Origin of the sequence: Methylobacter sp. (assembly GCF_004322395.1) — a bacterium.
In the GTDB taxonomy this organism is placed as follows: Bacteria; Pseudomonadota; Gammaproteobacteria; order Methylococcales; family Methylomonadaceae; genus Methylobacter_A.
Window position 1 is genome coordinate 45,669 of sequence record NZ_SCTW01000052.1, and the last position, 6,581, is coordinate 52,249.

Consider the following 6,581-nt stretch of genomic DNA (forward strand, 5'->3'; position numbering starts at 1 on the left):
CACTTCTACTCTAAAACCTCAATTCAATGTTTGCATATTGCTCATATAGATGTAGTATTGCTTTGAAGCCAATGTAATATATTTAAGGGGCACGACATGAACATTACACCAACTACCAGTGCAGTTAATCTAATCAATACCGCTCAACATAGATCGGCGGATGCGGCCCAAGTAATCGCCGAACTTCCGATACAAAAAGATGAGGTCGGCAGTTCAGAATTCAGGTCCAGTGACATTACTAAACCGGTACTCAGCTTAAAAGAGTCTGAACTGGAAACTTCTGCCGCAGTTAAATTACTTCAAGCCGATAAAGAAACAATTGGTTCTTTGCTGGACATCAAAGCCTAAGCTAATCGCTTACCAGCACATCAAAACCTAAGAGCCTGATTTCATCAGCGAACGCATTCAGCGTCCCTAACGACAATTTCTCCAGCCGCCCGGATTCCGGCTGGAGAGATGGCCTCGCAATTGTATACAACATTATACATTTCAACACGCAGCCCTTTGCTTTAATGCTCCTTAGCAAATCAAGAAAAGCGTTTTTTTCTTCCAAGGACAAGCCTCGCTTATCATAATCCAATAAACATGTTTGCAGCTTCGTCGGGCAAAGACTTGCTGAAAGCAACAGATTCTCAACGCTCGCCTGACGGCTTTGCCCTGCATTATTCATTAAAGCTCTACCTTCTTCTGTAGCGCTATCGAACTTAAACCATACCTCTCCGCCATATTCCTTTAACTTCTTCAGCCCATTTTGGACGCTACTCCGGTGCAACAAACTTCCATTGGTAATCAACACAAAATTACTCTGCGGTAAAACACCGGCTTCTGACGCTATTTTCCCAATCAACGCTACAGCATCATCAAAATCTTTTACACTGGTCGGCTCGCCATTTCCGGAAATAGCAATATCCTTAATGACTCGCTTGTCTTCATCAACCTGAAAGCGCTGATAGAAATCGCCATTCAACACATTATCAAGAAAAAATCTCAGCTCATTTTCCAATAACTGAAAATCCAGGTCCGGCGCAGCTCCGATCTTTAAATCAGGCACTTGGCAATAAATGCAACGCCAGTTACAGGCATTATTGGTATTAAAATTGATTCCGATAGACAAGCCGCCTGCTCGCCTGGAAAGTACCGGATATACATACTTTAACCCGGCAATATCTCGGCTATGATCAGTTGTCGTTAATCTTGTTCCCATAACTATATTTGAAATAAACAGATTGATAGCGAACCAATAAAAAAGCCCCAGTTTTTTATACTGAGGCTTTTGTTTATCCCTAACTTAATACCATACGATCACGTTATTTTAACCAGAACCTCACCACGACCCATCTCCGACATATCGCCAGCATATCGCCGCACTCGGTTAAAAGCCGCAGAGCTATCCGCAAATTTGGAATTAAGCTTTTTAAATGATGCAAACAATATTGGCAAAAATGCCAATGTATGCGCACCGCAATCGTTAAATCTTGCCGATACCTGCGGTTGATTCCATAACAATAACGTACCCCGACGCATCGCAAAACCCAAATATTTGCCGGTCTGCCCCATGACAGCGATAGTACCCGCTGTCATTCTGGAACCGCAATAATCACCGGCATTGCCTTCGATCAAAATATTTCCGCGGCGCATATGGTCACCGGCACGCTCGCCGACATTGCCTTTCACCAGGATAGTTCCGCCTTTCATACCCATTTTGTTACCAGGCAAAGCAGCACCCAAAAAGTCCCCAACATTACCGTTAATCGTCAAAAAGCCTTTTTTCATTTCGCAGGCCGCATAAAGACCGACATTACCAAATACCTCAATTTCGCCGGATTTCATGCCCAAACCAAGATAAGCACCTGCATCGCCTTCAACCGTTATGCATCCGCCATCCAATTCCTTGCCGATAAAATCGAGTTTGTTAAAGCTGTTTTTTATTACAATGTCTTGCGCATCGCTACCTGCAATGATGAATAATTCATCTACCCGGATTTTGCGCTTGCCATTCTGTAAAGTGAGCGCGGCAATTTCCGCAAGCGGCATATCAGCCAGCTTTTGGCAAACCAATGGCGACATATCGACACGCTGATCCGGTTGGTGTTTCAGCGTAAAGGTTAAAGCGCTCATGCCATAATCTCCTGTAAGTGAAAGTGGAACGGCCCTAACTTACCACCATAATTACCCGCACTAATGCGTTTGATACCGTTCGCGGCGCCTAAATCGCAAACCGCCTGAATACCCACACGCATGGCTTTATCAATGTCTTCTTTAGTTAAACCGTCGATAACAATTTCCATGACCGATTCAATTTCCGGCGAAAGATCGGTTTTGGTCATGCCTTTTAAAGTCGGACAAAAAGCACCATTGGTTGACGCTCCCAAAGCCGCATATTTCGATCCAACCTTAGAACCGGAGCGTACAACGCCACCAGGAAAAGGCATAATCACATTCGGAATTTTACGCATTTCTTCAATTGCCGCTTCACAGGCTGCCAGCGCTTGCGGTTGCGACTCAGCCAATACTAAAAAGTTGCCGCCACCGACTGCTTCGACCTGCCCTGTAGTCGCTTCAGCTAAAAACTCGCCGTCCATAACAGGAATGCGCCAGTAACGCTTGCCATCAATAAGCTTAGCCACCTGAAAACCGTCGCCAAAATAACGCAGATTTTTACCCAACGCGATGCGTGTACCGCCATCAATGCCTGCAAATAGGGCTGAGGTCGGCGATGTCAATACGCATTGCCCTGCCCTGGTTTCAAGCTGCTTGGCCAAGCCTTTACCACCCATTGCAAAAATCATGATCGAAACGCCCGGACGACCGTCCGGAGTCTCGGATGGATCAAGAACCCGCTCAATGCCAGCCTCGCAACCGCAGGCAATCACCGAAGTAGCAAAGCCTGTCATGGCTTGGGCTGAAATCATCGCCCATTTTTCATTTTGTGCGGTAATAATCGCGCGAGTGGCTTTCATCGGAAAAGCCTCGGCAAAGGTTGCGTCTATTGCTACACCGTTAATAATCATATTCCAGCGCTCAGTTTAATTAATAATGCGGCGATCAAGGCCGTTTGTAAAAATCCAACTCCAACAGTCCAGCGAACTAATTCAGCTTTAGTTTCAGCAATGTTCAACTCCAGCTTTAATTCGGACTCTCTAATATCCTGTTTGGTTGCAGACTCGGATAAGTGCAATTCACTTTGAAACTGCTCAAGAGCCTGACTCAGCGCTTCTACTTGCGCCCGTGCTTGTTCCTCGGTTATGCCCGAATCTTTCAGCTTACGAATGAACGCGTAAGTATCAAAGGCTAATGTTGTCATTATTCAATATCCGTAACAATCATGCCACAGTCCCCTTAAGCGGATGCACAGTCAATCTGCCGCGTCCATCTTCCGTTATTTCATCATCACTGATTTTAAAATTGCTGAGTTTCATGGTCAGGAACCGATCAAAATAAGCTTGCAAATCCTTTTCTACCGACGAGTCATAATCCGGCTTAACCACATGAGTCGTGCCCCACTTGGTGTAAACAACCTTGCCGTCAACCACTACCAACTCACCGTCTTTAAACACATAATCCGGTTTTTCAAACATAAGCTGCCGATCAGCATTGTCAGTATAAACAGTAATATCCGCCCAGTTACCGGCGCTCAAGCCGCCGCGATCTTGCAAACCGATTAATCTGGCCGCACCGGCGCGAGTCATAATAGCAATCTCCTGTAGACTGTATTCGCGCTCAATTGATGCCAGAGTTGTCATCTTTTGCGCTTCAGGGTGTATCGTAGCCAACATATCGTTACGGAAACTTCTATCCATCAGCAAGCGGATCAAATGTGGATAGCTGGTAAACGGAGCGCCATTCGGATGATCGGTAGTCAGGAAAATGCGCCATGGATCATCAACCAACAAGAAGGTTTCCAAACCGATCGCCCATTGCAATGCATTGACGAAGTTTTGGTCTCTGTATTTGAACGGCACAACGCCGCAGCCCGCATCGCATTCAATATCCATGGTCACCCATTTATTCGGGCTGGCATGTTTGTGATTGGCATGTTGACGCATATTATCGCCGGACGCCGTTACGGTTTGACCGAACAGAATCTGCCCGACATCGATAGTGATATTCTTGTTTTTATTGACGGCTTCGGCAATCTGCGCCGCACCCGATGAAAACTTGAAATCCCCTTCCGTGCCGTAACTGTGGAACTGAATATGGGTCAAATGCATCGGCAAGCCGCCTATGCCCTGAATGGTATCCAGCGTAGTATTCATATTGCCGGGCACCCCCAGGTTACAGCCATGCACATGCAAGGGATGCGTGACGCCAAGTTCTTTAACCGCTGTTGCCAATACGCGTAAAATATCACGCGGTGTTACGCCGTAATGGCTGTTTTGCTCGTCCAGATCCAGTTTGCGCTGGTTAAACTTGAACGCACTGATGCCGCCGGGATTAACGACTTTAACGCCAATCGCTTTAGCCGCTTGCATGGTAAAAGCGACATAATCATTAATGGCTTTCTGGTCTTTTTTAGCCGTCAACATGCGCAGCAAATAATCATCGCTGCCCAACAGCACATAACCGCCCTTATCCAAAATCGGAATATCGGCCATTTCCATATGCGCCTGACGCGCATTAATCGGCAATACCGCAGGCTCGAAACCCGCTGTGTAGCCCATTTCCGCATAACGGTAACCGGTCACAAAGGTGCTGGGCATCGCATGGCCGCAGCCGGAACGGGTAATATCGGTACGCGCAACAGGATCGGCGCGATGATCTTCCGGCAACAAGGTTCTGGCGATATTGCCTTTACCGCCGCCGATGTGCGTATGCATATCGATCGCGCCGGACATGACTACTTTGCCGTTTAAATCGTATTCTTTATCGACTTTAAAATCGCCAATTGGTTTGTTGACGATGCGTCCGTCCTGAATGTAAATATCCTGTTTTACGCCATCGATCCCGCTCGCAGGATCATAAACAGCCCCGCCTGTTAATTTAATCAACATATTACTTACACCTAAAAAGCTTGTTCAATGGCATGAAGTACGTCGAACGTACTGGGCAGGCCGGATTCGCGCAATTTCTTCAACCGTATCGCAACCACGTTATCCATACGGTAAGCATGACCGGCATGATCAATACCCGGCGTACCGACTGGAATAAACACATCCGGTTCTTTGGCAAACGTCATCCCGGAACGCCCCACCACAATGGTCGGCAAGTCTGTTACCGGCGGCACGGCTTTGACATTAAATGCCTGAACCCAAACCAACGCATCCGCTTCGCCATTGGCCAGCAAGAAATTCGCATCGTTTAAATAAGGATCATATTCCGGAAAGCCGCTGGAAAAACGCGTGCGCGCCGGATAACCTGTAGTCCAACCGCAAACTTGGTTAGCCGTCTGGTCGCCTTCTTTACCGCCTAACGGCAAGCCGGAGCAACGGGTATTTTGATTGTTAATATCTTTAATCATTTCAGAAAGCGTCTGCACCGTCAGCTCGGCCTGGCTATAAGCCAATGCACCGGCAGCCCAGGTCACTACACTATAGCTCGCCGCTTTTAATTTATCGGCAATACCCTGTAAATCGACAACCGCAATGCCGCCGACTGAATCAATCCGGATCGGATTGCCTTTAACTAACGCTCTTAATACTGCAACAACATCAGGTAAATCCTCGTTTGCGCATTCAAAAACTTGCGCTTTTTGCCCACTAGGTGAAGTCGACGCCGAACCGGAAGGGGCTTTGCCCAAATAAACAACTTCACGCTTACCGGTATCGTCCAAGAACATGGATTCTTCATTCCATAGATAACGCTCGAAAAAACGCGGCGAGAAGCTTTCCAGATCGGTCCCGACCACCAACAATAAATCGCAGCGGTTTTTTACTTCCGCCAGAGTTGTATTCATCCAGCCGGAATCTTGCAAGGCCAGAAAGTTGTTCCGTGCTCCGGTAAAATTCATATTGTCGACAACAGCGCCGCTACGATCCGCCAATGCCAGCAACGCCCGCATTCCGTTGACATCCGTCGCACAGCCGCCGATAACGGGCTGGTTAGTGTTTTTTAACAACGCCGCCGCCTTTGCCACAGCCGCATCCAAGCTGACATCCTTACCATCGATTCTTGGGCAAGTATCGGTAATCGCCTGTTCAAAAGCAGGCGAATTAACCGCACAGCCGTTTTTAACCACCTTAAGCGATACACCGTCAACCTGAATGGTCAGGTCATCCGTGCCAATACCGCAAAAAGGGCTAGGTACTTCAGTTATTTCAGACATAGAGCTGTCCTTTTATTAGTCACTATTAACATTATTGTGACAGATGACTTCTATTCGTACAACCTTGGTATCTAGCCCGATCAAGTGTCTATCGGTACTTTATTGCCCCGCTTTCCCTGAAGAAGTACAAAGCGTAACACCGTCGAAGCAGTTCATTTTCCGCTACTAAAATTTGGATGGATCCATTTTAACTTTCGCGAAAAATATTGGGGTGCTGAAGCTAATGCCGGCTTTGTACATCATCGAAAACCAAGCGGCATAATCTCTATTCAGGCGATTAACGCTTGAATTTAATAAGTATTCCTACTAATTGTACCGA

General features: G+C 46.9%; 7 protein-coding genes. 1 reads left to right on the forward strand and 6 read right to left on the reverse strand.

All coding sequences use genetic code 11. The features are described 5' to 3' along the window. Window positions 1-96 precede the first annotated feature (96 nt). Window positions 97-348, forward strand: coding sequence for a hypothetical protein (locus EPO18_RS08155; protein ID WP_292432840.1), 252 nt, complete (start codon window positions 97-99; stop codon window positions 346-348). A 1-nt stretch (window position 349) separates the two neighbouring features. On the opposite strand, the gene EPO18_RS08160 is transcribed toward EPO18_RS08155, so the two are convergent. From EPO18_RS08160 to EPO18_RS08185, 6 genes are all read right to left on the reverse strand, one after another. Further along, window positions 350-1,204: a radical SAM protein gene (locus tag EPO18_RS08160; RefSeq protein WP_292432842.1), complete on the reverse strand. Its 855-nt coding sequence runs from the start codon at window positions 1,202-1,204 to the stop codon at window positions 350-352. 98 nt (window positions 1,205-1,302) lie between these two features. Then, window positions 1,303-2,118 carry a formylmethanofuran dehydrogenase subunit C gene (locus tag EPO18_RS08165; protein WP_292432844.1) on the reverse strand — a complete coding sequence of 272 codons (816 nt, stop codon included), beginning with the start codon at window positions 2,116-2,118 and terminating at the stop codon, window positions 1,303-1,305. Next, window positions 2,115-3,011 carry a formylmethanofuran--tetrahydromethanopterin N-formyltransferase gene (gene fhcD / locus EPO18_RS08170; protein WP_292432846.1) on the reverse strand — a complete coding sequence of 299 codons (897 nt, stop codon included), beginning with the start codon at window positions 3,009-3,011 and terminating at the stop codon, window positions 2,115-2,117. Before fhcD ends, EPO18_RS08165 begins: the two co-directional genes overlap by 4 nt. Beyond that, entirely contained in the window at window positions 3,008-3,304 is a 297-nt protein-coding gene (locus tag EPO18_RS08175; protein WP_292432848.1) for a CCDC90 family protein, read from the reverse strand. Before EPO18_RS08175 ends, fhcD begins: the two co-directional genes overlap by 4 nt. 19 nt (window positions 3,305-3,323) lie before the next feature. Continuing rightward, window positions 3,324-4,991 carry a formylmethanofuran dehydrogenase subunit A gene (locus tag EPO18_RS08180; RefSeq protein WP_292432850.1) on the reverse strand — a complete coding sequence of 556 codons (1,668 nt, stop codon included), beginning with the start codon at window positions 4,989-4,991 and terminating at the stop codon, window positions 3,324-3,326. 11 nt (window positions 4,992-5,002) lie between these two features. After that, on the reverse strand, window positions 5,003-6,262 hold the full coding sequence (locus EPO18_RS08185; protein ID WP_292432853.1) for a formylmethanofuran dehydrogenase subunit B: 1,260 nt from the start codon (window positions 6,260-6,262) through the stop codon (window positions 5,003-5,005). Window positions 6,263-6,581 lie beyond the last annotated feature (319 nt).